Source organism: Bacillus sp. JJ675, assembly GCF_036963165.1.
In the GTDB taxonomy this organism is placed as follows: domain Bacteria; phylum Bacillota; class Bacilli; order Bacillales; family Bacillaceae; genus Bacillus; species Bacillus glycinifermentans.
Map to the genome: position 1 here is coordinate 17,533 of NZ_JBALMR010000047.1, position 26,809 is coordinate 44,341.

The 26,809-nt window shown below is 48.5% G+C and carries 28 protein-coding genes; 21 read left to right on the forward strand and 7 right to left on the reverse strand.

The genetic code is table 11. The features are described from left to right. Nucleotides 1-26: 26 nt before the first annotated feature. On the reverse strand, nucleotides 27-1,148 hold the full coding sequence (yfkAB, locus tag V7126_RS13145; RefSeq protein ID WP_046131020.1) for a radical SAM/CxCxxxxC motif protein YfkAB: 1,122 nt from the start codon (nucleotides 1,146-1,148) through the stop codon (nucleotides 27-29). 145 nt (nucleotides 1,149-1,293) lie between these two features. On the opposite strand from yfkAB, the gene V7126_RS13150 reads away from it, so the two are divergent. The 3 genes from V7126_RS13150 (at nucleotide 1,294) to V7126_RS13160 (ending at nucleotide 3,653) form a co-directional block, all read left to right on the forward strand. Next, nucleotides 1,294-1,479 (forward strand): SE1561 family protein, encoded by a 186-nt coding sequence (locus tag V7126_RS13150; RefSeq protein WP_046131019.1) that lies wholly within the window; start codon nucleotides 1,294-1,296, stop codon nucleotides 1,477-1,479. Between the two features lie 113 nt (nucleotides 1,480-1,592). Next, nucleotides 1,593-2,384: a delta-lactam-biosynthetic de-N-acetylase gene (pdaA, locus tag V7126_RS13155; RefSeq protein WP_046131018.1), complete on the forward strand. Its 792-nt coding sequence runs from the start codon at nucleotides 1,593-1,595 to the stop codon at nucleotides 2,382-2,384. A gap of 165 nt (nucleotides 2,385-2,549) precedes the next feature. Next, complete coding sequence (locus V7126_RS13160; protein ID WP_175076898.1) at nucleotides 2,550-3,653, forward strand: glycerol dehydrogenase; 1,104 nt, start codon at nucleotides 2,550-2,552, stop codon at nucleotides 3,651-3,653. Nucleotides 3,654-3,746: 93 nt separating this feature from the next. On the opposite strand, the gene V7126_RS13165 is transcribed toward V7126_RS13160, so the two are convergent. The 3 genes from V7126_RS13165 to corA all read right to left on the reverse strand — a co-directional run bounded on the left by V7126_RS13165 (nucleotide 3,747) and on the right by corA (nucleotide 5,622). Beyond that, a complete protein-coding gene (locus tag V7126_RS13165; RefSeq protein WP_236809826.1) occupies nucleotides 3,747-3,890 on the reverse strand; it encodes a hypothetical protein in 144 nt (47 codons plus the stop codon). A gap of 95 nt (nucleotides 3,891-3,985) precedes the next feature. Next, complete coding sequence (locus V7126_RS13170) at nucleotides 3,986-4,597, reverse strand: hypothetical protein (protein ID WP_175076897.1); 612 nt, start codon at nucleotides 4,595-4,597, stop codon at nucleotides 3,986-3,988. A 65-nt stretch (nucleotides 4,598-4,662) separates the two neighbouring features. Next, nucleotides 4,663-5,622: a magnesium/cobalt transporter CorA gene (corA, locus tag V7126_RS13175; protein ID WP_175076896.1), complete on the reverse strand. Its 960-nt coding sequence runs from the start codon at nucleotides 5,620-5,622 to the stop codon at nucleotides 4,663-4,665. A 136-nt stretch (nucleotides 5,623-5,758) separates the two neighbouring features. Between corA and V7126_RS13180 the strand changes: the two genes are divergently transcribed. The 5 genes from V7126_RS13180 to V7126_RS13200 all read left to right on the forward strand — a co-directional run bounded on the left by V7126_RS13180 (nucleotide 5,759) and on the right by V7126_RS13200 (nucleotide 10,025). Further along, nucleotides 5,759-6,622: a DNA-3-methyladenine glycosylase family protein gene (locus V7126_RS13180; protein WP_175076895.1), complete on the forward strand. Its 864-nt coding sequence runs from the start codon at nucleotides 5,759-5,761 to the stop codon at nucleotides 6,620-6,622. 17 nt (nucleotides 6,623-6,639) lie between these two features. After that, nucleotides 6,640-8,028, forward strand: a complete 1,389-nt coding sequence (gene rlmD, locus V7126_RS13185) for a 23S rRNA (uracil(1939)-C(5))-methyltransferase RlmD (RefSeq protein ID WP_175076894.1) — start codon at nucleotides 6,640-6,642, stop codon at nucleotides 8,026-8,028. 50 nt (nucleotides 8,029-8,078) lie between these two features. Then, the gene (locus tag V7126_RS13190; RefSeq protein WP_175076893.1) at nucleotides 8,079-8,540 is read left to right on the forward strand and encodes a DUF6884 domain-containing protein; all 462 of its coding nucleotides are present in this window, start codon (nucleotides 8,079-8,081) and stop codon (nucleotides 8,538-8,540) included. Nucleotides 8,541-8,776: 236 nt separating this feature from the next. Next, nucleotides 8,777-9,331, forward strand: coding sequence for a hypothetical protein (locus V7126_RS13195; protein ID WP_046131011.1), 555 nt, complete (start codon nucleotides 8,777-8,779; stop codon nucleotides 9,329-9,331). Beyond that, entirely contained in the window at nucleotides 9,309-10,025 is a 717-nt protein-coding gene (locus tag V7126_RS13200; protein WP_046131010.1) for a hypothetical protein, read from the forward strand. The genes V7126_RS13195 and V7126_RS13200 overlap by 23 nt, the downstream gene beginning before the upstream one ends. A gap of 38 nt (nucleotides 10,026-10,063) precedes the next feature. On the opposite strand, the gene V7126_RS13205 is transcribed toward V7126_RS13200, so the two are convergent. After that, nucleotides 10,064-10,642 (reverse strand): TetR/AcrR family transcriptional regulator, encoded by a 579-nt coding sequence (locus V7126_RS13205; protein WP_175076892.1) that lies wholly within the window; start codon nucleotides 10,640-10,642, stop codon nucleotides 10,064-10,066. 107 nt (nucleotides 10,643-10,749) lie between these two features. Here V7126_RS13205 and V7126_RS13210 point away from each other — a divergent pair, with 107 nt between their 5' ends. The 5 genes from V7126_RS13210 (at nucleotide 10,750) to V7126_RS13230 (ending at nucleotide 16,280) form a co-directional block, all read left to right on the forward strand. Then, complete coding sequence (locus tag V7126_RS13210) at nucleotides 10,750-11,943, forward strand: macrolide family glycosyltransferase (RefSeq protein WP_175076891.1); 1,194 nt, start codon at nucleotides 10,750-10,752, stop codon at nucleotides 11,941-11,943. A 91-nt stretch (nucleotides 11,944-12,034) separates the two neighbouring features. Then, nucleotides 12,035-12,349, forward strand: a complete 315-nt coding sequence (locus V7126_RS13215; protein ID WP_046131007.1) for a YckD family protein — start codon at nucleotides 12,035-12,037, stop codon at nucleotides 12,347-12,349. 102 nt (nucleotides 12,350-12,451) lie between these two features. Next, entirely contained in the window at nucleotides 12,452-13,657 is a 1,206-nt protein-coding gene (locus tag V7126_RS13220; RefSeq protein WP_335497640.1) for an MFS transporter, read from the forward strand. A gap of 370 nt (nucleotides 13,658-14,027) precedes the next feature. Further along, entirely contained in the window at nucleotides 14,028-15,401 is a 1,374-nt protein-coding gene (locus V7126_RS13225) for a sucrose-specific PTS transporter subunit IIBC (protein WP_216899066.1), read from the forward strand. A gap of 42 nt (nucleotides 15,402-15,443) precedes the next feature. After that, entirely contained in the window at nucleotides 15,444-16,280 is an 837-nt protein-coding gene (locus V7126_RS13230) for a PRD domain-containing protein (RefSeq protein ID WP_046131004.1), read from the forward strand. A gap of 38 nt (nucleotides 16,281-16,318) precedes the next feature. On the opposite strand, the gene V7126_RS13235 is transcribed toward V7126_RS13230, so the two are convergent. Continuing rightward, entirely contained in the window at nucleotides 16,319-16,870 is a 552-nt protein-coding gene (locus tag V7126_RS13235; protein WP_175076889.1) for a DJ-1 family glyoxalase III, read from the reverse strand. 205 nt (nucleotides 16,871-17,075) lie between these two features. Here V7126_RS13235 and V7126_RS13240 point away from each other — a divergent pair, with 205 nt between their 5' ends. The 5 genes from V7126_RS13240 (at nucleotide 17,076) to V7126_RS13260 (ending at nucleotide 23,561) form a co-directional block, all read left to right on the forward strand. Further along, nucleotides 17,076-18,050 carry a thiamine pyrophosphate-dependent dehydrogenase E1 component subunit alpha gene (locus V7126_RS13240; RefSeq protein ID WP_046131002.1) on the forward strand — a complete coding sequence of 325 codons (975 nt, stop codon included), beginning with the start codon at nucleotides 17,076-17,078 and terminating at the stop codon, nucleotides 18,048-18,050. Between the two features lie 24 nt (nucleotides 18,051-18,074). Then, nucleotides 18,075-19,109, forward strand: coding sequence for an alpha-ketoacid dehydrogenase subunit beta (locus V7126_RS13245; RefSeq protein WP_046131001.1), 1,035 nt, complete (start codon nucleotides 18,075-18,077; stop codon nucleotides 19,107-19,109). A 23-nt stretch (nucleotides 19,110-19,132) separates the two neighbouring features. After that, the gene (locus V7126_RS13250) at nucleotides 19,133-20,251 is read left to right on the forward strand and encodes a dihydrolipoamide acetyltransferase family protein (RefSeq protein WP_335497641.1); all 1,119 of its coding nucleotides are present in this window, start codon (nucleotides 19,133-19,135) and stop codon (nucleotides 20,249-20,251) included. A gap of 15 nt (nucleotides 20,252-20,266) precedes the next feature. Continuing rightward, the gene (gene lpdA, locus V7126_RS13255; protein WP_216899069.1) at nucleotides 20,267-21,634 is read left to right on the forward strand and encodes a dihydrolipoyl dehydrogenase; all 1,368 of its coding nucleotides are present in this window, start codon (nucleotides 20,267-20,269) and stop codon (nucleotides 21,632-21,634) included. A gap of 76 nt (nucleotides 21,635-21,710) precedes the next feature. Further along, nucleotides 21,711-23,561, forward strand: a complete 1,851-nt coding sequence (locus V7126_RS13260; protein ID WP_175076887.1) for a sigma-54-dependent Fis family transcriptional regulator — start codon at nucleotides 21,711-21,713, stop codon at nucleotides 23,559-23,561. Here V7126_RS13260 and V7126_RS13265 read toward each other — a convergent pair whose 3' ends face one another. Beyond that, nucleotides 23,562-23,888: a YnfA family protein gene (locus V7126_RS13265; protein ID WP_046130997.1), complete on the reverse strand. Its 327-nt coding sequence runs from the start codon at nucleotides 23,886-23,888 to the stop codon at nucleotides 23,562-23,564. Between the two features lie 180 nt (nucleotides 23,889-24,068). Here V7126_RS13265 and glvA point away from each other — a divergent pair, with 180 nt between their 5' ends. The 3 genes from glvA to V7126_RS13280 all read left to right on the forward strand — a co-directional run. Beyond that, entirely contained in the window at nucleotides 24,069-25,415 is a 1,347-nt protein-coding gene (gene glvA / locus V7126_RS13270; protein ID WP_046130996.1) for a maltose-6'-phosphate glucosidase, read from the forward strand. A gap of 110 nt (nucleotides 25,416-25,525) precedes the next feature. Next, nucleotides 25,526-26,308: a MurR/RpiR family transcriptional regulator gene (locus tag V7126_RS13275; RefSeq protein ID WP_046130995.1), complete on the forward strand. Its 783-nt coding sequence runs from the start codon at nucleotides 25,526-25,528 to the stop codon at nucleotides 26,306-26,308. A 20-nt stretch (nucleotides 26,309-26,328) separates the two neighbouring features. Next, the coding region (locus tag V7126_RS13280) for a PTS transporter subunit EIIC (protein ID WP_335497642.1) at nucleotides 26,329-26,809 on the forward strand (481 nt) is incomplete at its 3' end.

A 26,809-nucleotide genomic window follows, 5' to 3' on the forward strand; every position in this document is an offset into this window, starting at 1 on the left:
AAGCAAGCCGAAAAAGGCTTGCTTTTTTAGATTCTTGCTTTTCGGGAAGAAAAATCGACATTCTCGTAATAGCTGTTTTTCACCAATACATTCGGGCCGAGGCACCTCACGTTTGGACAATGGCAGCTCAGCTCCCGGGCAAGGTCTGTTTTTCTCCATCTGCTGTAGGCATCTGTCAGGCTGTCTGTTTGAATATTGCCGAGCGGCGGAGTATCGCCGAAATCCGTCACAATAATATTGCCGTCGAAAATATTCACGTTCAGACGGGAACGCCCGTCAGGATCATTTCTGACCGTGACATTTTTGGCTGCGCGAAGGCGCTCGAGGAGAGCGTGGTCTTCGGGATCGGAGCTGCACGCATAAAAAGGCAGGGTGCCGAACAGCATCCACGTATTCTCATCGCGGATGTCGAGAAGGCGATGAATCGCTTCCCTCATCTCCTTCAAGCTCAATGATTCGAGCGCGCTTGCAAAATCGCTCGGATACATCGGATGCACTTCATGGCGCTGGCATTTCATTTCCTCAACGATCTGGCGGTGAATATGTTCGATATGAGGAAGCGTCCGCTTGTTCAGCATTGTCTCAGCTGATACCATCACCCCTTCATTGACAAGCGTCCTGCTGTTTTCGATCATTTTCTCGAAATAGCGGGCGCGCTGCGCAAATGTCGGCTTCTTATCCATCATCGCAAAGCCGATTTCGGCAAAGTCCTCGACCGTTCCCCAGTTGTGCGAGATGTGAAGAACGTCCAAATAAGGGATGATCAGCTCATAGCGGCCGATATCGAGCGTCAGGTTTGAATTAATCTGCGTCCTGACGCCGCGCTCGTGCGCATATTTTAATAAAGGAACGACATATTCCTTTACCGATTTTAACGAAAGCATCGGCTCTCCGCCGGTAATGCTTAAAGAGCGGAGCCGCGGAATTTCATCAAGCCGTTTTAACAGCAGGCTGAGCGGAAGCGCGTTCGGATCCTTCGGCTGAAGGGTATACCCGACGGCACAGTGCTCGCAGCGCATATTGCAAAGTGTTGTTGTCGTAAATTCAACATTCGTCAGCTGCATATCGCCGTATTGGTCAACGTCCATATACGCTTCCCACGGATCATATTCCGGCGTGATCGGACGGACCGTCATTTTTTGTGTCATGGCATATCTAACTCCTTTATCGATAGGACATACTAATATAGCCCAACTATTCATTTTAGACCTCATCCCTGAGCTCTGCAAGTGAAGGATCATTGAAAAAAAGCGTGGAATAGGCTACCATAAAGGAACAAAAAGGAGGAGAAGCATGGGCAACGCAGTAACTGATAAAGCACAGCAAGTGAATTATTTGAAAAACAGATTGGATATGTTTATGTCTGTCATCGATTCTTTAGACCCTGAATCGACGGACATTGAAGATATTGACAGGCTGATCGGCATGCTTGACGACCTTGAAGCCAAGTATGAACGATTTAAAAAAGACTGGAAGTAAAACCGCGAGCCACCCCAAAGCCGCGGTTTTTTTCGTGTTTTCCAAGTGTTGCTTGGTATGAAAAACAGAGCTCTTTTGCACAATAAGGAAAAATGAAGCTGGGAGCGAAGATCATGAAACGAATCTGTGCCATATGCTGCGGATTTCTGATGATGCTGGCTTTTTCGGGCAATGCGCAAGCGATATCCAACAAGCCGTTTCATTGGGGATTCGCCAAAAGCAAAAACCATCAGCCGGTAGACGCGGGAAAAGAGTTCAACGAAATGTTAAAAAAGTACGACGCCTTTTATTTGGGCAATACAAAGGAAAAGACGATCTACTTAACGTTTGATAACGGCTATGAGAATGGATATACCCCGAAGGTGCTCGATGTCTTGAAAAAACAAAACGTCAAGGCGGCTTTCTTTGTGACAGGCCATTTTGTCAAAGACAAGCCCGAGCTCATCAAAAGGATGGCAGATGAAGGCCACATCATCGGCAACCACTCATTCCACCATCCAGACCTCACGACGAAAACGAGCCGCGTCATTCAAGAGGAATTGGAATCCGTCGATGAGGAAGTGTTTAAAATCACAGGCAAAAAGAACAATCTCTATTTGCGCCCGCCGCGGGGCGTATTCAGCGAACGGGTGCTGGCCGAAGCGAAAAAGCTCGGCTATCAGACCGTTTTCTGGTCAGTCGCCTTTGTCGACTGGAAAATCGACGCCCAAAGAGGCTGGAAATACGCCTATGACAACATGCTGAAACAGGCGCATCCAGGCGCCGTCTACCTGCTGCACACAGTGTCAAAAGACAATGCCGAGGCACTTGACAAGGCGATTACCGATTTGAAAAGAGAAGGGTATACATTCAAAAGCCTCGACGACCTGATGTTTGAAAAATATATGATGCTAAAGCCCCTATAATGAAAATCCTCCGGAAATCCGGAGGATTTTTCTTTAGGCTTAAAAATAATGCTTCCGGCTCTTTCAATTCCTCCAGGCAATCCCATAGAATAAAAAACCATTTTATATNNTTACTAGATTTAAAAACGAAATAGGTTTATTATTATATTCGAAGGGGGAATTACCATGTCAAATTCAGTGAAGTCAGTCACATCACCTAAAAAATTTATCACGGGAAAACGATTGCTTGAGAATTTGAACGATTATATTAAAGATTTTGGCGACAAGGCTTACATCATTTGCGACGCATTTATTTTGGAACGGGCCCAAAAAGAAGCCGGAGAATCTATTAAAAAAGCAGGCAATCAAGCCGTTTTTGAAAAATTTAATTATGAGTGTACACAGGAAGAAATCGATCGAAACAGGGAGCTTGCACGCGAAGCGGGCGCGAACATCATCGTTGGGATCGGGGGCGGAAAAACGCTTGATACGGCAAAAGCGACAGCATATTATGAAAATCTGCCGGTCGTGATTTTCCCAACCATCGCTTCAACAGATGCTCCTTGTACGGCGCTGGCCGTCATCTATAAACATAGCGGAGCATTTGACCGCTATTTATTTTTGCCGACAAACCCTGACGTCGTTCTCGCTGACTCAGATATTTTATCTGCAGCGCCGCCGCGCTTTTTCGCCGCCGGAATCGGTGACGCGCTGGCGACATACTTTGAAGCGCGCGCATGCTATCGCGCCAACGGGGATAACCTTGTGCTGATGAAGCCTTCAACAACGGGCCTCGGCCTTGCCCGCCTTTGCTATGATACGCTATTGGAAAACGGCGTAAAAGCGATGCAGGCTGTCAAAAACGGAATTTCGACGCGCGCCGTGGAAGATACCATTGAAGCGACGATTTATTTGAGCGGAGTCGGCGCGGAATCAGGCGGTCTTGCCGCAGCCCACGCCATCCACAACGGAATGACGGCCGTACCGGCCCTTCATCATGCTCAGCACGGCGAAAAAGTCACCTTCGGCCTTCTCGCTCAGCTCGTCCTTGAAAACGTGCCGACAGAAGAATTGGAAACGGTCATCAACTTCATCAAAGGCGTCGGCCTCCCGCTGACATTAAAAGACCTTGGAGTCGAGGAATTCGTCGAAGAAGAATGGCGCCAAGTCGCTCAAAGCGCTTGTGCGGAAGGCGACACAATGGGCAACATGCCGTTCCCTGTCACACCTGACGACGTCTACAACGCCATCATCGCCGCCAACGCGATCGCAGAGTCTTATCACGATTAAGGCGGACAAGCTGCTTCCCGGGGAGGGGAGCAGTTTTTTATGTGCGACGAAATGGGGATTATGAGAATCTAAAAAAGCAGGCAGGGCGCCTGCTTATTCTTTTTCTCCGATGTCTTTTAGGTATTGTTCGCGTTCTTTTTTATCCGGATAGGCTGTTTTTATGTACTCTTCCATTTCTTTTTTCGTATATTCGCTCCAGTCGGTGAAGCGGTCTGCAACGTCTTTTGAATATCCCATACTACTTTTGTTAAAGGCGATGTGAATGAAGCGGTTTCCCCGATTGGTTTGAATAAGTTCGGGCTGTATTAAAAGTTGGATACCCGCCCGGCTTTTTATTTTTTCACCTTAATTTCAAACTCCGGTGCTTCAAGATCACCAGATATTCCCACATCTTCATTCCCGGGGGCCGTGAACGTGATGTCGTACGTTTTTTGCGAATGTGGCGGCGCTTCCAGCGTTTCCGGCTTGAATTGAAATTCATAGACATCGACAGGCGAAAGCGAGACCCGTTCGGTGTTTGTTCCATAATTGTTCACTTTGACCGTACAGTTCATCTCGCCGCCTTCTTCATTTCCGTCATAGCTGCATGAACTTTCTCTGCTTATGTACTCGACCGCATCAGAGCCCGTTGCGTTCCATTTCAAAAAAACCATCAATTGCTCGGTGACAAGCGGGTAAAGCGCGGTCAATCCCATTATAAACAGGAACAGCTTAAAGCGGATCCACGGCGTTTTTCTGTAATGGAGCGAAGCAAGCACGAATCCGGCAATAATGAGAAAAATACCGGCAACAGCGGCGTAATAAAGGCCGCCATGGCTCCGGGCGGGTCCGCCAAACATGCGGATGATCGCTTCGCCTGCCGGAAACTCCTGGTGGGTGTTGGCGCCAAACAGCAAACCGAACACAATCAGGCCGATTCCGACCGATCCTTTGTGAAGCTTCATGTTGCCCCTCCTTATTTATATCGTCTCATATAGTAGTCGAAGCGGAGCTCAAAAGGTTTCCTTTTTTACTTGAAAATGTCAAACCATCCTTTGTGGCGAAACCAGATGATCATGCCGGCGACGACGGCGGCCATGACGCCGAGTATGAAAAAATACCCGTAGCGCCAATGAAGTTCGGGCATGTTGTCAAAATTCATGCCGTATACGCCGACGATAAACGTCAGCGGAATGAAAATCGTCGATACAATCGTCAGCGTCATCATGATCGCGTTCATCCGGTTGGAGTTCAGCGTCTGGTAGCTGTCTCTTAAATCAGCGGTCATGTCGCGGTTGTTTTCGACGATTTCAGTCAGCTTGAGAAGATGGTCGTAGATGTCATTGTAATAGGCTTTTCGTTCGCGGTGATCTTTTAAATGCTCTATATTTAAGATCCGATAGAGCAAATCGCGCATCGGAATGATTGTTCTCCTGAGCTTCAAAAGATCGCTTCTGATGTCAAACACTTCGTTCATCAGCGTTCCAAACGTTTTCCGGTTGTCGCTTTCGGCAATTTCATTGAGCCGGTCTTCGATTTGATACAAGATTGGAAAATACTCATCGACAAGCTGATCCATAATCATATAGGCAATATGGTTCGGACCTTTCTTCCAAAGGGATTTGTCTTCTGAAAACCGCTTTCTCACCTTTTCAATACCCGTTGATTGATGAAAGTGGAATGAAACAACGTAATTTTTTCCGACGAATAGGTCGACTTCTTCAGAAGCTAAAGTTTTTTGATTTAAAGCATGAATAACGAAAAAAAGATATTCTTCATATTGATCAAGCTTCGGGCGCTGCAAATAATGAAAGCAGTCCTCAATCGACAATGGGTGAAAGTCAAAATGGTCTTTCAGCAAAGAAGCTTCCTCTTCAGTAGGCTGATCGAAATCGGTCCAATACCATTCTATCTCTTGATCTGCCAGCCTTTCCGTAGAAATGCCGGATAAAAGCCGTCCATCTTTTGTAATCGCGGTATGTGTAAACATTGGCAACCCTCCACCTTCATCATAGCATGCTCCCGGCACCTGGTATCATTCAGTTAAAAAATTAAATTTCCGCCGTTTTATAAGTGAAAAGCAAACATGGTATACTGTGGACAAAGAAGAAAAGGGATGGGAAGCCATGTGGAAGGAAATCGTAAGCGTATCACCCCCTTATCAATTCGACCGCGTTCTTGAGAGACTGTCTCTTGATCCGCTCAATGCGGTCAGCCTTGAACAACGGGAAGTCAGGCTCCCGCTTCGCAATCTGAAGAAAAAGCCGTCCGTCGTTACGGTCAAAGGGGCAGGGACGGCTGACGCTCCTCAATTTATCGTCAGCGGAACAGACGATCAGGAGTTCATGATGGAAGAAGTGAAGCGGATTTTCGGGTGGAAAGAAAGCCTTCAGCCCGTTTTGGATCATTTTTCAAAAACGAGCTTGTCCAAGCTGTTTGAAGATCATGCGGGAACGCCGCTAGTCCTCGATTTTCAGCTGTATCATTGCCTGATGAAATGCATCATCCACCAGCAGCTGAACCTGTCGTTCGCTTTTACGCTGACGGAGCGGTTCGTTCATACATTCGGCGAACTGAAAGACGGCGTCTGGTTTTATCCGCTTCCCGAAACGATTGCAAAGCTCGATTACGGCGATCTCCGCGACCTCCAGTTCAGCATGAGGAAGTCCGAATATGTGATCGATACATCAAGAATGATCGCTGAAGGGGAGTTAAACCTTGATGAGCTGTCATCGCTGACAGATGAAGACATCATGGAAAAGCTGGTGAAAATCAGAGGGATCGGCCCGTGGACCGTGCAAAACGTCCTGCTCTTCGGGCTCGGGCGCCCAAACCTGTTTCCGATGGCTGATATCGGCCTGCAAAAAGCGATCAAGCGCCATTTTGGCTTAACAGATAAACCGACAAAAGACGAAATGCTTGAAATGAGCAGGGAATGGCAGCCTTATTTAAGCTATGCTTCCCTGTATTTATGGAGGAGCATTGAATAGAAATGGAGAGAACATGAGTGAAACGTGAAAGCAAAAGATCATCAGCAGAAATAAAAGTCGGACAGCAATTTCCGCTGACGATCAAACGCCTCGGCATCAACGGCGAAGGCGTGGGCTATTTTAAGAAAAAAGTCGTCTTCGTTCCGGGCGCCCTGCCCGGCGAGGAAGTCGTCGTCGAGGCGACAAAGGTTCATCCGAAATTTTCCAAAGGCCGTGTCAAAAAGGTGCGCAAACGCTCGGAGCACCGTGTCAAACCGCCCTGCATCATCTATGAACAGTGCGGGGGCTGTCAGCTTCAGCACCTGGCATACGATCAGCAGCTGAAAGAAAAGCGGGACATCGTCATTCAGTCGCTTGAACGCCACACCCGCTTTGACATCGGCAAGATGGAGATCAGGCCGACGATCGGGATGGACAATCCGTGGCATTACCGGAATAAAAGCCAATTCCAGCTCGGCACGAAAAACGGAAAAATGGTTGCCGGCCTGTACGGGCTTGATTCGCATCGCCTCGTTCCGATTACTGAATGCATCGTCCAGCATCCGGGGACAAACAAAACGACGCAGACCGTCAAGCAGATTCTCGAGGACTTCGGCATCTCTGTCTATGATGAACGGAAGCGGACCGGCGATGTCCGGACGATCGTCACAAGAGTGGGCTTTGAAACGGGAGAGGTGCAGGTCGTGCTCGTCACAGCAAAAGACGAACTCCCGCGCAAGGAGCTGATAGCTGAAGAAATCAAAAAACGCCTGCCTGAGGTGACATCGGTCATCCAAAACGTCAACAAAGCGAAAACATCGGTGATCTTCGGCGAAGATACAAGGCTGCTTGCCGGCAATATGGTCATTCAGGAATTTCTCGGAGACGTCTCATTTGAGCTGAGCGCCCGCGCCTTTTTTCAGCTCAACCCGATCCAGACCGTCAAGCTCTACGACGAAGTGAAAAAAGCCGCCAAGCTGACCGGCACAGAAAAGGTCGTCGACGCCTACTGCGGGGTCGGCACGATCGGAATGTGGCTCGCAGACGGCGCCGGAGATATCCGCGGCATGGACGTCATAAAAGAATCGATCGAAGATGCCAACAAAAACATGAAAAAGCACGGCATCGAAAACGCCCGATATGTCACAGGCACGGCCGAACACTGGCTGCCAAAATGGACGAAAGAAGGCTTCCGCCCTGACGTCGTCATCGTCGACCCGCCGAGAACCGGCTGCGACCGGACGTTTTTGGACACGATCAAACAGGTCAAGCCGAAGCGGTTCGTCTACGTCTCATGCAACCCGTCAACGCTCGCCAAAGACCTGCAGTATGTAGCGAAAGATTACCGCGTCGAATATATTCAGCCTGTCGATATGTTTCCGCAGACCGCCCATGTGGAGAGTGTCGTATCGCTCAAGCTGAAATAAAACGCCTTCCACAAGGCGTTTTTTAGCGGAATCACAAGGAGGTACAAACGATGAAAAGACTCTGCATCATCCCCTGCGGCAAGAAAAAGATCTGGGATGTCGACCCGTCTAAGGGGCCGTCTGCCGCGCGGGACGTGTATCTCAGCCCGTTCCATCAGGCGTGCCGTACATATGCGCAAACCTTTTTTGCCGATTGGACGATCCTCTCCGCCAAGCACGGTTTTCTGCGGCCGGACGATATCGTGCCGGAAAACTACGATGTCACCTTCGGCATTCGCCACCCGGAGATCATGCCGCTTGATGAGCTGAAGGCGCAAGCCGAACAGAAACACCTCACGCAATACGATGAAATCGTGATGCTCGGCGGAAAAAAATACCGTCCCGTCCTTCTGAGCGTGTTTGGAAAAGAGCAGCAAATCACCTATCCGCTGGCCGGGTACCGGGGAATCGGCTACATGCTTCAGGCGCTGAAAGAGGCCGCGGATGAAAGATTAGAACTTGGGACAAAATGAGTTTTTTCATTTTGTCTCTTTTTTTATGAAAAGTGTAACAAATGAACCATTTGCGGCCACTAAATACTTGGGAAGAAAAATGTCAGGTGCCCACAGGTTTGGGGATTCAGCCGGCGGTCAAAACGATCGCTTTTTTTCATTGCCAAACATGTGTTGAAAAAGGCTTTTCGCTCCAAGCAGCATAGAGCCGGTCCAGGAGCATCTTTTTCACAGGAAAAACGAAATGGAGGGATACCATGGAGGATAAGACGCGCTATATTATTCGCGATTTGCTTCCTCTGTACCGGGAAGGACTGCTGAGCGAAGAGACCGCGAAGTGGTTTGAGGAGCAGGTCAAAAACAACCCGGAATACAAAAAGCTGGCGACAGAAACCCCGCTTCCAAAGAAAATCATCGATCACAGGCTTTCTCTTTATCAGATCTTGTTTACGGCCATTTCTTTTTTTCTCGCGATCAAAACGTCGCTTTTAAATGGAAGCTTTGGCTTCATATTATGGTATGCGGTCCTTGGCCTCTTCATCTATCTGTTCTACCGGAATGTTAGAATTGTTTTCCTGCTCTCATTTGTTCCGATTTTCATTTGGGGAGTTGCCGATTCGCTTGCAGAACTCGCCGGCGGGGAGGCCATCGGGGGAACGACGCTTGGGGAATATGTGATCAGCTCGATTTGCGGGGCGGTCTGGCTCGCCGTGATTCACTGTTTATTCGCCATTGTCGGAAGCTTTATCGGCTGGCTGTGCATCAAACTGGCAGAAAGCGGGTCATGTCATGAAAAAGAAAATCGTATATAGTGTGCTCCTTTTCATTACCGTAGCTTTCGTACTTGCCGCATACAATTCATTTAACGGCAACCCGGTAAGCGGGATGTTGTCGAAAAAAGCGCTGGAGCGTTATTTGGCAGAGCGCTATCCTGACAAGGAGCTGGAAATTGAAGAGGGCGTATACAACTTTAAGTTTGCGGAATATGTGTTTGATGTCACGGAAGTTGGCGATCAAACAAGAACGTATCAGTTCACGCTTACGGGGTTTTTCAAACCGGAGGTCAACATTGACGGCATTCACGATGCGAATCTTGATGAGCAGTTGATGAAGCGGCTGGGCGGCGAAGCTTCAAAAGAACTGAAAGCAGTTTTAGAGCGAAAAGTGAGGCATCTCGTGGACGCCGACGTTTATCTGGAGGTTTTAAAGGACAAACTCGCAGATAACGCAAAATGGAGCAAAGACATCAAGCTCGATGGACCGATGCAAATCGAACTTGTACTGGATGCGGCAGACAGCAATCAGGAAGACATTTATCGCGCCGCGAAAACGGTTCAGCATGTTTTGAAAGATCAAGGATATGATTATGAATATGTCAATATCAACGCAAATGATTTTGCTGGAGAGGACACAAAAGATATGGAAAGCGGTTATGTCAAATATGCCGTATCGTTTGAAAAAGGCGCTGATATCAAGCTCAGCGATGTTGAAACACTCAATCAATAAACCATTCACCCCTATTTCCTGCGATTGGAGATAGGGATTTATTCTTTTTTCATTCCGCTGCAAAAAGAGACGACCGTCTGTTTCACAAATGCGTCTTTTACAATTTTTTGAAATCGGCCTGCAGCAAGCGCATTTGAGGAGAAAAATCCGTATAAAGTTGTCAGAAACACGAAAGCCTGCGAACCTGCATCACCTGCTTTGACCAGGTCTTTCTTTTGCATTGCGACAATATAATCTATCACATAACGAAGGAGTTCTTCCGTGTGCTCCAAAATAAAACCAAACAGATCAGAAAGCCTTTCTCCCTCTTGGACGGCGATAAGATACAGCGGTTTGTTGTTTTCCATGAGCTGCAGATAGGATTCGGCAATCAGCGTTAAATCTTTTTCCAAATCCCATGTAATGCTGTTTTCAAAGATCGTTTTAAAGGCGGGGATATATGAAAATTTTTGAACGGCGGCTTCCAAAAGTCCTTTTTTTGTTTTGAAATGCCGGTAAACCGTCATTTCGCTTACGCCTGCAGAAAGGGCGATATCCTTGATCGTCACTGATGTAAATCCGTCATTTTGCATTAAGTCCAAGGCAGCAGAAATAATCCGGTCGTTCGTCTCTTGCATGCATGAATCCCTCCATTTTATGATAGTTAGTAGTAACTAACATCAGTCTAAACAGGCGGCATTTGCATGTCAAGCTGTTTAAAAATGGACGAAAAGGAGTTTTACAGATGGCAAACGTATTAATCGTAAACTTTCCGGCAGAAGGTCACGTCAATCCAACTTTAGGCATCACAAAGGCCTTTGTTGACAGGGGAGACAATGTTCATTACATTACAACGGAAATATTTAAAGACAGGTTGGAAGGTGTAGGTGCGACTGTCCATCTGCATGAAGATTTGCTTAGAACCGCGAGCATCGATCCGGGGTCTCCTTCCGGTCTTCTTTCGTTTTTGAAGATTCACCTGCGGACATCGCTGTATATATTGGAGGTCGTGAAGGAACTGGCCAAAAGCATTCAGTTTGATTTCGTTTATTATGATACATTCTGTGCGGGGGAACTGGTCAGGGATTATTTAAATATCCCGGGAGTCGCGTCATCTGCTTCATTCCTATTCGGAGAGGAGCATCTGGATATTCTGCCGCTGCACCCGGATTCGGGCGTGCCGCTCAAAATGGACAAAGAATGTGAAGACCTGCTTGCCGAGATCAAAGAAACATACGGAGTGTCCCCGCGCCATGTCTCTCAATTTATGAGCAACCGGGCTGAGTTGACCGTCGTGTATACTAGCCGTTATTTCCAGCCTGAGAGCGGCCGGTACGGGGATGACTATTTGTTTATCGGCCCGAGCTTTCCGAAACGGCTGGACAAAAAGCACGACTTTCCGCTTGAGAAGCTAAAGGAGAAGAGGGTCATTTATATTTCAATGGGCACGGTTTTGGACAAAACGGCGGAATTTTTCAACTTGTGCATTGATGCGTTTTCTTGTTTTGAAGGCATCGTGGTGATAGCGGCGGGAGAAAGAGCCGACTTCTCGCATTTGAAGGATGTTCCCGAAAACTTCATCATAGCCCCTTATGTTCCGCAGCTTGAAGTGTTGAAAGAAACGGATGTATTCATTACCCATGGAGGAATGAACAGCGTAAATGAAAGCATCCATTTTCAGGTTCCGATGGTCGTCGTGCCCCATGATAAGGATCAGCCGATGATCGCCGCGCGGCTTGCTGAATTGAATGCAGGCTATACGATTTTCAAAGACAAGCTTGATGCGAACACATTGCGGCACGCTGCAGATCAAGTATTGAACAACAGCCTATATAAAGAAAACATTCAAAAAATCGAAGAGAGCTTCCAGAGCAGCATGGAGATAAACGAAGCGCTTAAAGTTATTGATCAATATGCCGCCCAAAAAGCAAACCGCTAACCGGTTTGCTTTTTTTTGCTAATTGCGATGCATAATTCGCCTGAAAAAGAAAAAAATAGAATGAATAAATTTTGAGAAAGGGTGTTGTGCAATGCGCAAATTATGGCTGTCTTTATTGGTAATCGCGCCGTTGTCCTTCTTCGCCCCGCTTTCTGAGGCGCATGGGGAAACGCGCGATCTTACAGAGCAGCAAAAAAATGAACTGGCTTCGATGCAAAGGGATATTATGGAGAAGAAAAAACAGCTGATCAACAAGTATGTCGAGTACGGAATTATCGATCAAGAGAGAGGGAAAGAGATCAAATCCCATATTGAGCAACGCTATGAAAAAGAGAAAAAGAACGGGTTTATGCCGAAGTGGCATCATGACAAGGAAAAGAAGTTCTATAAACATCATATGCCATAAAAACGCATGCCTCGGAATGACAGCGTCAATTTCTTCGTGACAAAAGTGTAAAGACAGGTGTAAACTAATACTCATGTAAAATCAGCTAAGAGGTGAGTGAGTATGAAGAACAACCGTCCGGCTTCCGAGCGGAAGCTGCTCGGCGTTGCTGGTCTCGGCTGGCTTTTTGATGCCATGGACGTCGGAATATTGTCGTTTATTATCGCTGCTTTACACAAGGAATGGAAATTGACGCCTGAAGAGATGAGCTGGATCGGCAGCATCAACTCAATCGGCATGGCTGTCGGGGCTTTTTTATTCGGGCTATTGGCCGATCGCATCGGCCGTAAAAACGTATTTATCATTACCCTGCTGTTTTTCTCGGTGGGCAGCGGCTTATCTGCTTTTACAACGACACTTGCGGCATTTTTGGTTTTGCGCTTTGTTGTCGGCATGGGGCTGGGAGGAGAGCTTCCGGTCGCATCAACGCTCGTATCGGAGACCGTTGCCCCCGAGCGGCGGGGAAGGGTCGTCGTCCTGCTGGAAAGCTTTTGGGCATTCGGCTGGCTGGCCGCAGCACTGATTTCGTATTTTATTATTCCGCATTACGGCTGGCAGATCGCCTTGCTCATTACCGCGCTTCCGGCGTTTTATGCGCTGTATCTGCGCCTGGCGCTTCCCGACTCGCCAAAATACGGCACGATTGCTAAAGAGCGGAAGCCGTCCATCGTTGACAATATAAAAAGCGTCTGGTCCGCCCGCTTCGTCCGTCCGACGGCGATGCTGTGGATCGTCTGGTTTTGCGTCGTTTTTTCCTATTACGGGATGTTTTTATGGCTGCCGAGCGTGATGGTCATGAAAGGATTCAGCATGATTCAAAGCTTTGAATATGTATTGGTCATGACTTTGGCCCAGCTGCCCGGCTATTTCTCGGCCGCCTGGCTGATCGAGAAAGCCGGCCGGAAAATGGTCCTCATTCTTTACCTACTCGGAACAGCCGCCAGCGCCTACTTTTTCGGAACGGCCGAGTCGCTCGCCCTCCTGTTGGCGGCAGGAATGTTTTTATCATTCTTCAACCTTGGCGCATGGGGAGCGCTTTACGCGTATACGCCTGAGCAGTACCCGACGCAGATCAGGGGGACCGGCGCCGGAATGGCCGCTGCGTTCGGCAGAATCGGCGGGATTTTGGGGCCGCTCCTTGTGGGCAGTCTCGTCAGCCAAGGCACATCGCTTTCTGTCATTTTCCTGATCTTCTGCCTGGCGGTTTTGGCAGCCGTCGGCGCGGTTCTCTTTTTGGGAACGGAAACGAAGCAGCAAGAGCTTGCTTAGTTGTGCGAAGGGCGTAAAGAGGGATCGGAAAAGGATAAACATCGCTTAAAGACGTTGAGAGAAGGTGAGCCGCACCTTCTCTTTTTGTGAAAATAGTACTATTGATGCAAAAGCCTGAACAGAATAGAATCGTAATAAGAACAAAATATCGGCGGGTTTGTTACTGGTAAAGCAGGCAAGACCTAAAATATGACGAAGGACCCACTCCTTTCAGTGCGCTTTCTTGCGCCTATCGGCAGACGTCCTTCGCATGTTTTAGGTCTTTTTTCGTTCTTTGGCCGGCGCGTTTTTCCCGAATGTCACATTTTTCATTTTGATCGCTGGCTGCTCATTTGATAGGATAAAAAAATTGAAGGAGGAGACACCGGTTATGGAGCATAAAGAAATCGCAAAAGAACTGTTGTCCAGGATCGGCGGCAGCGAAAACGTCATCGATATCAGCCACTGTACGACAAGGCTGCGTTTCAATGTCAAAGATGATACAAAAATAGATATTGCCTCTATCGAAAAGCTGGAGCACGTGCAGGGGACTTTTTTTAGGTACGGCTTATTTCAAATCATTTTCGGAGCGGGCACCGTTAATAAAATCTACAAAGAAATGCTTCAATTATGTGAACCGGCTCCTATAGAGAAGGAAATAAAACCTCAATCTCGAATGAATCGTTTTACGAGATTTGCAAAAACGTTGTCTGATATATTCGTCCCGATCATTCCGGCAATGGTCGCAAGCGGGCTGATCAAGGGGCTGATCGGGGTCCTCAAGGAATTTGGACTAAGCGCAGCGGACGTCCCGGCTATGAAAATGCTCGATATTTTTTCGAGTTCCGCATTTATCATTCTCCCCGTGCTGCTTGGATTCAGCGCGGCGAAGCAGTTTGGTGCGAATCCGTATCTGGGGGCGGTCATCGGCGGTATTCTCACCCACCCGGATTTGCTCGATCCTTCATTGCTCGGCAGCAAAGCACTGCCATCCGTTGATGTTTTCGGGCTTGAAGTGCCATTGATCGGATATCAGGAGACGGTCATCCCGATTCTGTTGTCCGTTTATATCATGAGCTGCATTGAAAAGCTGCTGAAAAAAATCGTTCCCCGCTCTTTGGATTTGCTTGTCATTCCATTTGTAACGGTGATGATTACAGGGTTTGCCGCACTGTTTATCATGGGGCCTGTTTCTTTATTCATCGGCCGTTTGATGAGTGAAAGCCTGGGCTTTGTTTATCAATATGCGGGACCGGTTGCCGGCCTGTTATTTGGCGGACTTTACTCATTGATCGTCCTGAGCGGCCTGCATCACAGCTTTTATGTGATCGAAGCCTCGCTGCTTGCAGATCCCGAATACGGCGTCAACTTTTTGCTTCCGATCTGGTCGATGGCCAACGTCGCTCAAGGGGGAGCCGGGCTTGCCGCATTTATTAAAACGAAAAACGCCGATATCAAAAAGATTGCGATACCCGCCTCACTTACCGCCTTTCTCGGAATCGTCGAACCCGTGATGTTCGGCGTCAATTTAAAATATCTCAGGCCGTTTATCGGTGCAGCGATCGGCGGCGCGCTTGGCGGTGCATATGTGACCTTCGTCCACGTCGCCGCCAATTCATACGGGCTGACCGGCATTCCGATGATTTCGATCATTTTGCCGCTCGGAACCGCCAATCTTGTTCATTACTTGATCGGTTTTGCGATTGCCGCGGTTTCTGCGTTCGTTGCGACGCTGTGTCTTGGCTTGAAAGAGGAAAAAGAATAATTCCGTTTTCATTACCAAAACAGGGATGAAAGGAAGGCAGCTATGAAAATCAAGAAAATCTTAAATAACAACGCGCTGGTAGTGAAAGACCGTGATGAAGAAAAAATCGTGCTGGGGTCCGGAATCGCCTTTCAGAAAAAGAAAAATGATGTCGTGGACAGGTCTAAAATCGAAAAAATCTTTGTCAAGAAAGATTCAACAGAGTACCGCCAGTTTAAGAATATATTAAAAACGCTTCCGGAGGATCACATTCAGATTGCAGAGGACATCATCTCTCATGCGGAAAAGGAGCTGGGGATTAAAATCCACGAACGGATCCATGTTGCTTTCTCAGACCACCTGTCGTTTGCGATTGAACGCCTCAGCAAAGGAATGGTCATCAAAAATCCGCTTCTTCATGAAGTCAAAGTCCTATATACGAAAGAATTCCAAATCGGACGCTGGGCGAAAGCGCTCATTAAAGAGAAGCTTCACATCGACATTCCCGAGGATGAAGTCGCAAACATCGCTTTACATATACATACCGCCAAAACAAACGCCGGGGATATGACCAAAACGCTCGACCTTACGACAATGATCAGGGATATCATCAGAATCATCGAAAACAGATTGAACATCACGATCAAAGACGAAACGATTTCATATGAAAGGCTTGTCACGCATCTCCGCTTTGCGATTCAGCACGTCGAAGCGGGTGAGACCTTTTATGAACTTGATGCTGACATGATGGACCTGATTAAAAAGAGGTTCAGACAAGCCTTTTTGTGCGCGCGCGAAATCGGGGAATTCGTCAAAAAAGAGTACGGGTTTGAATTTCCGGAAAAGGAATTATGCTATATTTCAATGCATATTCAAAGGTTTTACCAGCGGTCGGTTTAACCTTATGAGAAAACACCGGCAGTCTGAGCCGGTGTTTTTTATTGGACGAGCATGCCTTTAGCGACTGCATCGGCTTTCTCTTTGCCCTTTAACAATTCAGCCAGCTTTAAGGCAAACGGGATCGTTGTCGCAGGCCCGCGGGAGGTAATGATATTCCCGTCTATCACGACGTTTTCATCTGTGACGATGTCCGCTCCTGTAAGCTCCTTCTCAACGCCGGGGTAGCAGGTTGCTTTTTTGCCGCTGACAAGCCCCGTTTTTCCAAGCGTCATCGTCGCGGCGCAAATGGCGGCAACGTATGTTCCGGATGCTGCGGCTTCTTTTAAAGTCTCATGCAGGGCATCATGCTCAAGCATTTTTTTGCTTCCCACGTTTCCACCCGGCAGAATCAGCATGTCCGCTGCACGAAAGTCGGCGTCGTCAAACATTTTGTCGGCTTCAACGACGATGCCGTGTCCGCCTTGGACGCTTCGTTCTGGATCGAGGGAGACGGTGACGGTTTCCACTTCCGCCCTCCGTAAAATATCAATCGTTGCAATCGCTTCGATTTCTTCAAATCCGTCAATTAAAAAGACATATGCTTTTGTCATGGAATCGACCTCCTTACTCTCCATTCTAACGGCCAAAAAGTTTTTCTGGCAAATCATTCGTAGACAAAACGAGACGCGGGTCTCATTTTGTTTCTTTTTTCGCCCGTCTCTTTGAGAGCCATCTGCGGCGGAGCGGCTTTTTTTATGTTGGCACGATTTTTGCTTAATAAAAAGTGAGCGATAAAAGATAGGGAGGTTTTGCATAATGGAAGCGGCATTGACAAAGGAAAAAGCGGAATGGATGTACAAAAAAATGCTCGAAATCCGCAAATTTGAAGACAAGGTGCATGAGCTGTTCGCCCAGGGAATATTGCCGGGATTTGTCCACCTTTATGCTGGGGAAGAAGCGGTGGCGGTCGGCGTCTGCGCCCATTTAAACGACAAAGACAGCATCACGAGCACGCACCGCGGTCACGGGCATTGCATCGCAAAAGGGTGCGACATCAAAGGAATGATGGCTGAGATCTACGGAAAAGCGACAGGGCTTTGCAAGGGCAAGGGAGGATCGATGCACATCGCAGACTTTGACAAAGGAATGCTCGGCGCAAACGGGATTGTCGGCGGCGGTTTTCCGTTGGCCTGCGGGGCTGCTCTTACAGCCAAATATAAAGGCGAGAAAAATGTAAGCGTTTGCTTCTTTGGTGACGGCGCAAACAATCAAGGCACTTTCCACGAAGGGATCAATCTCGCTGCCATCTGGAAGCTGCCCGTTATCTTCGTTGCCGAAAATAACGGCTACGGCGAAGCGACGCCGTTTTCCTACGCGTCGAGCTGCAAAGCGATCGCCGACCGTGCCGCGGGCTACGGAATTCCAGGCGTACAAGTGGATGGAAAAGACGTGATGGCCGTCTATCAAGCGGCCGAAGAGGCGGTAAAACGGGCGAAGAACGGCGAAGGCCCGACGTTAATCGAATGCATCACATATCGCAATTACGGTCATTTTGAAGGGGATGCCCAGCGCTACAAGACGAGCGAAGAAAAACTGGAGCATCAAGAAGAAAAAGATGCGATCTCCATTTTCAGACGCGAATTGCTGGCAAGTCAGAAGCTGACTGAAGAGGAGCTTGACCGGATTGAAACATCTGTCGCAAAAGCGGTAGAGGAAGCGGTCGAGTTCAGCGAAAAAAGCCCGTATCCTGATCAGGCCGAACTGCTGACAGACGTGTATGTTTCCTATTAATCGATTCAAAGGGGGAATTGAAAAATGGCGAGAGTATTAAGCGTGTCAGGCGCGCTCAATGAAGCGATCAAACTGGCGATGAGAAAAGACGCCGATGTTATTTTAATGGGGGAAGACGTCGCCGGCGGAGCGAACGTCGACCACCTGCAGGATGATGAAGCGTGGGGCGGCGTGCTTGGCGTGACAAAGGGGCTCGTTCAGGAATTCGGAAGGGAACGGGTTCTCGATACGCCGATCAGTGAAGCTGGGTATATCGGCGCTGCAATGGCTGCCGCTTCAACGGGTCTCAGGCCGATCGCCGAATTGATGTTCAATGATTTTATCGGCACCTGTTTGGACCAGGTGCTGAACCAAGGTGCGAAGTTCCGCTATATGTTCGGCGGAAAAGCGGAGGTGCCGATAACGATCAGAACAACGCACGGGGCTGGCTTCAGAGCGGCTGCCCAGCATTCGCAAAGCCTGTATGCCCTTTTTACAAGCATTCCGGGGCTGAAGGTGGTCGTACCTTCTGCTCCTTATGATGCCAAAGGCTTGCTGCTTGCGGCGATTGAAGATCAAGATCCCGTCATCTTCTTTGAAGACAAAACATTATACAACATGACCGGTGATGTCCCTGAAGGTTATTACACGCTTCCGATCGGCAAGGCAGACGTGAAGCGGGAAGGTTCTGACGTGACGATCTTCGCCGTCGGCAAACAGGTCAACACGGCTTTAGAAGCAGCAGAACAGCTTGCGGCCCGGGGAATCGAGGCGGAAGTCCTTGATCCGCGCAGCTTGTCGCCGCTTGATGAAGAGGCGATTCTGGCTTCAGTAGAAAAAACAAACCGGCTCGTGATCGTTGATGAAGCGAATCCGAGGTGCGGCATCGCCGCGGATATCGCCTCCCTGGTCGCAGATAAGGGATTTGATTTGCTGGACGCCCCGATCAAAAAGGTGACGGCGCCGCACACACCTGTCCCGTTTTCGCCGCCGCTTGAAGACATCTATCTGCCGACGCCTGACAAGGTAATGAACACCGTTTTGGAGCTTGTTGGAGAGACATCGTCTCAAGGCGTGTGACATTAAGAAAGGAGAGAGAAAACATGGCCGTCGAAGTTGTCATGCCAAAGCTTGGAATGTCAATGAAAGAAGGGATCGTGTCCGCCTGGAATAAAAAAGCCGGGGAAGCCGTTGAAAAAGGAGAAAGCATCGCTAGCATCAACTCTGAAAAGATCGAAATGGACATCGAGTCGCCGGCAAAAGGGACCGTTTTAGAAATTAAAGTGCCTGAAGGAGAAGGTGTGCCGCCGGGAACCGTCATCTGCTGTATCGGCGATGAAAGCGAACAGGCCCCAAAAGAAAAGGAACCGAAACCGGCGGGAGAACGCCTGAAAATTTCTCCAGCCGCCCGTAAAATCGCTGAAGGCGCAAACGTGGACATTCATTCGATACAGGGCACTGGACCGGGCGGAAGGATTACGAAGGCTGATGTTTTAAAGGCGCTTCCTGAAGCGCCGAAAACACAGCCGGCCAAAAAGGATCAGCAGCCTGTAAACACGATGAGGAAGACGATCGCCGCAAGGATGACAGAAAGCCTGCAAAACAGCGCACAGCTTACCATCACGATGAAAGCCGATGTAACCAAACTGACCGCCCTGCAGCATCAGCTTAATGAAACGGCCAAAACAAAATATGATACAAAGCTGACGCTGACCGATTTTGCCGCAAGGGCGGCGACGCTTTCGCTATTGGAGCACCCTGAGATGAACAGCTCATATCAAGACGAAAGGCTTTCGGTTTATGAACACGTCCATTTAGGAATTGCGGCCGCATTGGACGGCGGTTTGGCGGTTCCCGTCATCCGCCATGCCGAGCGCCTGCCGTTAATTGAACTGGCAAAAAAAATAAAATGGTACGCTGAAAAAGCACGCGAAGGCCGGCTTCTTCACGATGAGATTGAAGGTTCAACTTTTACGATCACAAACCTGGGCGCGTACGGAGTCGAGCATTTCACGCCGATCTTGAATCCGCCTGAGGCGGGGATCCTCGGAATCGGCCGGATGTACGAAGCGCCCGTTTACAAGGAAGGGGAATTGTGCAAAAGCGATATCCTTCCGCTGAGCCTGACGTTTGATCATCGGGCGCTCGACGGGGCGCCGGCCGCGGCGTTTCTGACAACCGTAAAAACGTATTTGGAAAACCCTGCATCGATTCTTTTATAGAAAGAAGGTGAAAACATGACACTCGCCATAATCGGAGGAGGACCGGGAGGATATGTGGCGGCGATTACGGCCGCCCGCCTCGGCAGGGAAGTCATATTGATTGACCGCGGGCCATTGGGAGGAACGTGTCTGAACGAAGGCTGCATCCCGACAAAAGCGCTGCTTGAAAGCGCGGATGTGTATGAAAAAATCAAGGCGGCCAATGAGTTCGGCATTGATCTGCCGCAAGAAGGAGCCGTCATTCGATGGCAGGGCGTTCAGAAGCGAAAAACGGCGATCGTCCAAAAGCTTTTAGGAGGCATCACCTATTTAATGAACAAAAACAGGATCAAGGTGCTGAACGGAAAAGCGTCTTTTCTCTCCGAACGCGACATCCTTGTGGAAGGAGAAGGGCAGAGGGAGGTCGTCAAAGCTGATCAAGCGATCATCGCCTCGGGTTCTGAATCGGCGGAGCTACCGTTCGCCCCTTTTGACGGGAAGTGGATCATCCATAGCAGCGATGCCATGGCGCTTCCGTCCATTCCCGACACGATTTTCATCATCGGAGGAGGCATCATCGGCTGCGAATTTGCGAGCATTTTCAGCAGAATGGGCGCTAAAGTCGTCATCGCTGAGAAAGCCGGGCAGATTCTGCCTGAAGAGGACCCTGACATCGCCGCATTTTTGCGCAGCAAGCTTGAACAATCCGGAGTCGACGTCATGACATCCGTATCTGTTGAACGGCTTGATCACATTCAGAAGAAAGCTTTTTTGAACAATGGAGTAGAAATCGGTGCGGACGTTTGTTTAATCGCGATTGGCCGGAAGCCGAGGGTGTCGGATTTAAACCTTGATCATATCGGAATTCAATATGACAGCAGGGGCATTTACGTTAATCAGCATATGCAAACGAACCTTCCGCATATCTATGCCTGCGGGGATGTGACGGGCGGCGTACAGCTTGCACACGCCGCCTTTCACGAAGGGAAAATCGCCGCTTCCCACGCTTCAGGCAAAGACGTGCAGGCAAGCGGCGAGATCATCCCGCGCTGCATCTATACTTCACCTGAAATCGCCGGCGTCGGGCTGAATGAAAAGAAAGCAAGGGAACGATATGGCGATATTCGGGTGGGAGAGTTTTCGTTTTCCGCAAATGGGAAAGCGCTTATCTTACACGAACCTGTCGGCAAGGTGAAAATCATCACGGAGCCGGAATATAACGAGATCGTCGGCGTATCCATCATCGGGCCGAATGCCACCGAACTGATCGGGCAGGCATCCATTATGATGCATGCCGAGATGACGGCTGACGCAATGGAGAATTTGATCGCCGCACATCCGACTCTTTCAGAAACGATTCACGAAGCATTACTGCAAACCACGGGGCAGGCCGTCCATTGCTGATGCATCTAAAAAAGCAATGTTGAAAGCGCTTTTATAATTCTCTATAATGAGAAAAAAGCCTTTAGGAGAGGATGGAATGAATCCGACGCCCTGCTATTTAAATACGTGGAAGCGCTTCATTCAGGAGGGGCTGCTTGACAGGTCCCGCCTGAACAAAAGAGTCATGGAATCATGGTACCGCTGTAAAAATGCAAATGTGAATCCGTATTTAGATAAAGGACGGTCGATATTGCAAAAGGATTTGTTCAACGCTCAAAAACAGAAGCATTCCGAATTTTTTGAGGCCGCCCTGCCTTATTTGAAAAAGATCAGCCTTGAATTGGAAGAATCGGAAATGATGGCTCTTCTCATCGATGCGGACGGCTATGTGCTAAGCTTGGCGGGAAGCAAAAGAACGCTTGAAGAAGCAAGAAAAATCAATTTTGTCGAAGGGGTGTGCTGGACAGAAACGGAAGTCGGTACAAACGCAATCGGTACGGCGCTTGAAATCGGCGAGGCCGTCTCGATTAACGGAACAGAGCATTACTCCGTCGCCTCCCATCAATGGAGCTGTTCAGCCGCCCCGATCCGGCATGAGGACGGAACGACCTTAGGCATCATTGACATTTCCTGTCTCGCTGACAGGCGGCACCCTTTTATGCTCGGCATGGCAGCGACCGCGGCCCATGCCATTGAACGCGAAATCAATGTCCGCTCAAAACGAAAAGAAGTGGAACTCGTCAACCGTTGTCTTGAGATCATCGATGCTGATGAACCGTTTATCGTCTGCAATGATAAAAAAGCGATCGTTTCGGCAAGCAAGCCGGTGCGCGAACGTTTTTCAGACTGGCGCGGCATGAATGTCAATGAATTGCTTAGCCGAGGGTGTTACACCCGCTCGGAACAGAAAATTGTCTCAGACATAAACGGAGAGCCGCTCGGAACCTCAATCTCATTGAGAGAAGCCCCGCAAAAAGAACATACCGGAACATTTATATCCTATTTCAGCTATAGAGGAGCCGCAGGTACAAGCGAGGTATTTCAAAAGGCGCTCAACGAAATGAAAATGGCAGCAAATACGGATGCCAACGTATACATATGGGGGGAAACAGGTTCTGGAAAAGAATTGGCGGCAAGGGCGATCCATGAGGGGAGCGCCAGAAGAAACGGCCCTTTTATTGCCGTAAATTGCGGCGCCATTCCCGAAAGCTTAATGGAAAGCGAACTGTTCGGTTATGCGGAAGGCGCGTTTACCGGGGCGAAACGCCGCGGCTCAAAAGGGAAATTTGAGCAGGCTGACAAAGGAACGATCTTCTTGGATGAAATCGGAGAAATCCCCCATGCGATGCAAGTTGCGCTGTTAAGGATCATCGAGGAGCGGAAGGTCACCCCGATCGGCGGCACTCATGAAATTCCTTTGGACATCAGAATCATTTCTGCAACCCATCGCGATATAACCGAGCTTTTACGAAAAGGGAAGATTCGCAAAGATTTGTACTACCGCCTTCATGTCTACCCCGTCAACATTCCGCCGCTGAGGGAACGGAAAGAAGATATTCCCGATTTGTTCACCCATTACAAAAAGAAGCATCAGTGGAATGCCGAATGTCCTGATCATTTTTTTCGGCGGCTTGAAGCATACCATTGGCCTGGAAACATTCGTGAACTTTTCAATGTTTTTGAACGTCTGAGAGTGTTGTTTCCTTCCGGAGGAATGATCTGCGAGGCCGATTATGAACCGGTCCTGAGCGCGCTTGACTGGCAAAGCTCAGAACCGCCTGCCGCAGATCGCTGTTCAAGCGCCCCGCTTACATTCAGGGAGCATATCCAAAAACATATGATGATGGAGGCTTTGCAAAAAACGAAAGGCAATGTGACAAAGGCCGCAAAGCTGGCAGGCATTCCGAGAAGCACGTTCTACAAGCGCCTGCAAAAGTATAATTTATAGCTATCCTCTCGGCGCCCAAAGCATGATGCATACACCCGCTAAACAGATGACAGCCCCGACCCAGTCATAGAGGTCAGGGGTTTTTTTGTCGACCCACCAGCCCCACAGAACGGCAAGAATGATAAACACACCTCCGTAGGCGGCATACACGCGGCCGAATGACGGGAACTTCTGCAACGTTGGGATGATCCCGTAGGCGATTAAAATCAGGCTTCCGCAAATTCCGTACCAAGCCGGCTTGGACTCCCTCAGCCACAGCCAAACAAGATAGCCCCCGCCGATTTCAGCCAAACCCGCGAGCAGAAATAATAGCAGTGCAATCAGCATAAACGAAACACTCCAATTACGATGTCTTACACTGATTGTACAATAATCCCATGGGAAATTTCCCGCTTTCCGTGAAAATAAACAGAACACGATTATAGGAACTGTCTGCCCCAAACCTGTTGGATGCCGATGTAAAGCGTGATATAAGTAACATGTAAACGCTTATAAGGGGGCAATAAAATGAACAAATCGTATTCGATCGTCATAGCCGGAGGAGGAAGCACTTTTACCCCGGGAATCGTTTTGATGCTGCTGGACAATCTTGATGACTTTCCGATCTCCCGCCTGAAGCTTTACGATAATGACGAGGAGCGCCAAAACAAAATCGCAGGCGCCTGTGAAGTGTTGATTAAAGAAAGGGCGCCTCATATTGAATTTTTGGCGACGACTGATCCGAAAGAAGCGTTTTCTGAGGTCGATTTTGTGATGGCTCATATCAGGGTCGGAAAATATGCGATGAGGGAGCTCGACGAAAAAATCCCTCTGAAATACGGAGTTGTCGGCCAGGAAACGTGCGGACCGGGAGGAATCGCCTATGGAATGAGATCCATCGGCGGCGTTCTCGAGCTGATCGATTATATGGAGACCTATTCTCCTGATGCGTGGATGCTCAACTATTCCAATCCGGCTGCCATTGTCGCCGAGGCGACGAGAAGGCTGCGCCCGACTTCAAAAGTGCTGAACATATGCGATATGCCGATCGGCATTGAAGACAGAATGGCCCAAATCCTTGGATTATCTTCCCGGAAAGAAATGGTCGTCCGTTATTACGGCCTCAATCATTTTGGCTGGTGGACGTCAATCTGTGACAAGGCCGGAAACGATCTGATGCCGGCGATCAAGGAACACGTCGGGAAGTTCGGCTACATTCCGAAAAACGAACAAGAACAAGCAGAAGCAAGCTGGAATGATACCTTCAAAAAGGCCCGTGAAGTCTACCAGCTTGATCCGGATACGCTGCCAAACACATATTTGCAATATTATTTCTACCCGGATGATATGGTGAAAAAATCGAATCCCGATTTTACCCGGGCGAACGAAGTCATGGAGGGCAGGGAAAAATTCATTTTCGGCGAATGCGAAAAAATCGTCAGGGCGCAATCGTCTGCAGACAGCCAAATCAAAATTGATGACCATGCTTCATATATCGTCGACCTTGCCCGTGCGCTCGCATATAATACGGGGGAACGGATGCTGTTAATCGTTGAAAACAACGGCACGATCGAAAACTTTGATCCAACGGCGATGGTTGAGGTACCGTGCATCGTCGGCAAAAACGGGCCTGAGCCGATCACGGTCGGCCGGATTCCGCAGTTCCAAAAAGGACTGATGGAGCAGCAGGTATCCGTTGAAAAGCTGGTTGTCGAAGCGTGGATTGAAAAGTCGTATCAAAAACTGTGGCAGGCGCTGACGTTGTCTAAGACGGTTCCAAACGCACGAACGGCAAAGCTCATTTTAGACGACCTGGTTGAAGCAAACAAAGATTACTGGCCGCCGCTGGCAGAGAAAAACCTTCAGCCGTCATAAAGGACGTCGCGTTTTACATGCCAACCGGCAGTTGATTCATTGCTTGGCATAACCCCCATTTTTTCTCGTATTTTATATAATAAAAATAGAGAAAAAATGGGGTGAACATGATGCAATTGGAAGAATTGATGAACAAGCATTATAAAAAACTAAATGAAAATGATTTTCATATTTTGAAATATATTTTGAATCATCAGGATACCTGCTACAAGCTAGGCATAAATGAACTGGCTAAAAAGTGCAATGTATCACGCACTTCTATTTTAAGGCTTTCTCAAAAGCTTGATTTCAGCGGATACAGCGAATTTCGGGTGTTTTTGAAATGGGAGGCGGAGAAGCGGGCGGAAGAGCGGGATGAATGCCGTTCTTTCGAAGGGCTGATGAGGGATATGGAAGCCAGCATGAAATATTTAAAAAATACGGATATGCGGAAGATGTGCAAACTGATTGACGAAGCAGACCGTATTTTTGTGTACGGCTCCGGCACGGCCCAAACTTCCTGCGCTTGTGAGCTGCAGCGCATGTTTATACCCCGGCACAGGTATTTGATGGTCATCAAAGATCAAATCGAATTCGAAATGATGATGTCTGATTTTACCGATCAAGATCTTATCATCATCATTTCGCTGTCCGGGGAAACCCCGTCTCTGATTCCGCAAGCCCAAACGCTCTCTGCCAAAGGGATTCCGTTTATTTCCCTGACCAACCTGAAAAATAATTTACTCGCTCAATTGACGCCGTACAACCTCTATGCGACGAGCCAGCCTGTAACGATTTCTTCTCATACAGAACTGACGGCGTTTGCTCCTTTTTTTCTCGTCGGGGAAGCGTTGTTTCGCAGTTATATCGATTACACTGAAGAAAAGAACCGGACCGAAAAAAATCATGTTTAACAAACAAGGGGGGGTTTACATTGATGCAAAAAGTGCAACGATTCGGCAGCGCCATGTTTGTTCCGGTCTTGTTATTTGCGTTTGCGGGAATCGTCGTGGGACTGAGCACTTTATTTAAAAACGAGCAGCTGATGGGAGCGATCGCCCGGCCTGACACCTTTTGGTATCAATGCTGGTATATCATTGAGGAAGGGGGCTGGACCGTATTTAGGCAGATGCCGCTGTTGTTCGCGGTCGGCATTCCGATCGCACTCGCGAAAAAAGCTCAGGCGCGCGCATGTTTGGAAACGCTTACTACCTATTTGACCTTTAACTACTTTATCAGCGCCATCCTCACCGTTTGGGGCGATTTTTTCGGCGTAGACATGAGCAAGGAAGCCGGGGGAACCAGCGGACTTGCAGAAATTGCAGGCATCAAAACCCTTGACACAAACATCATTGGCGCGATTTTGATTTCTTCTATTGTCGTGTATATCCACAACCGCTACTTTGATAAAAAGC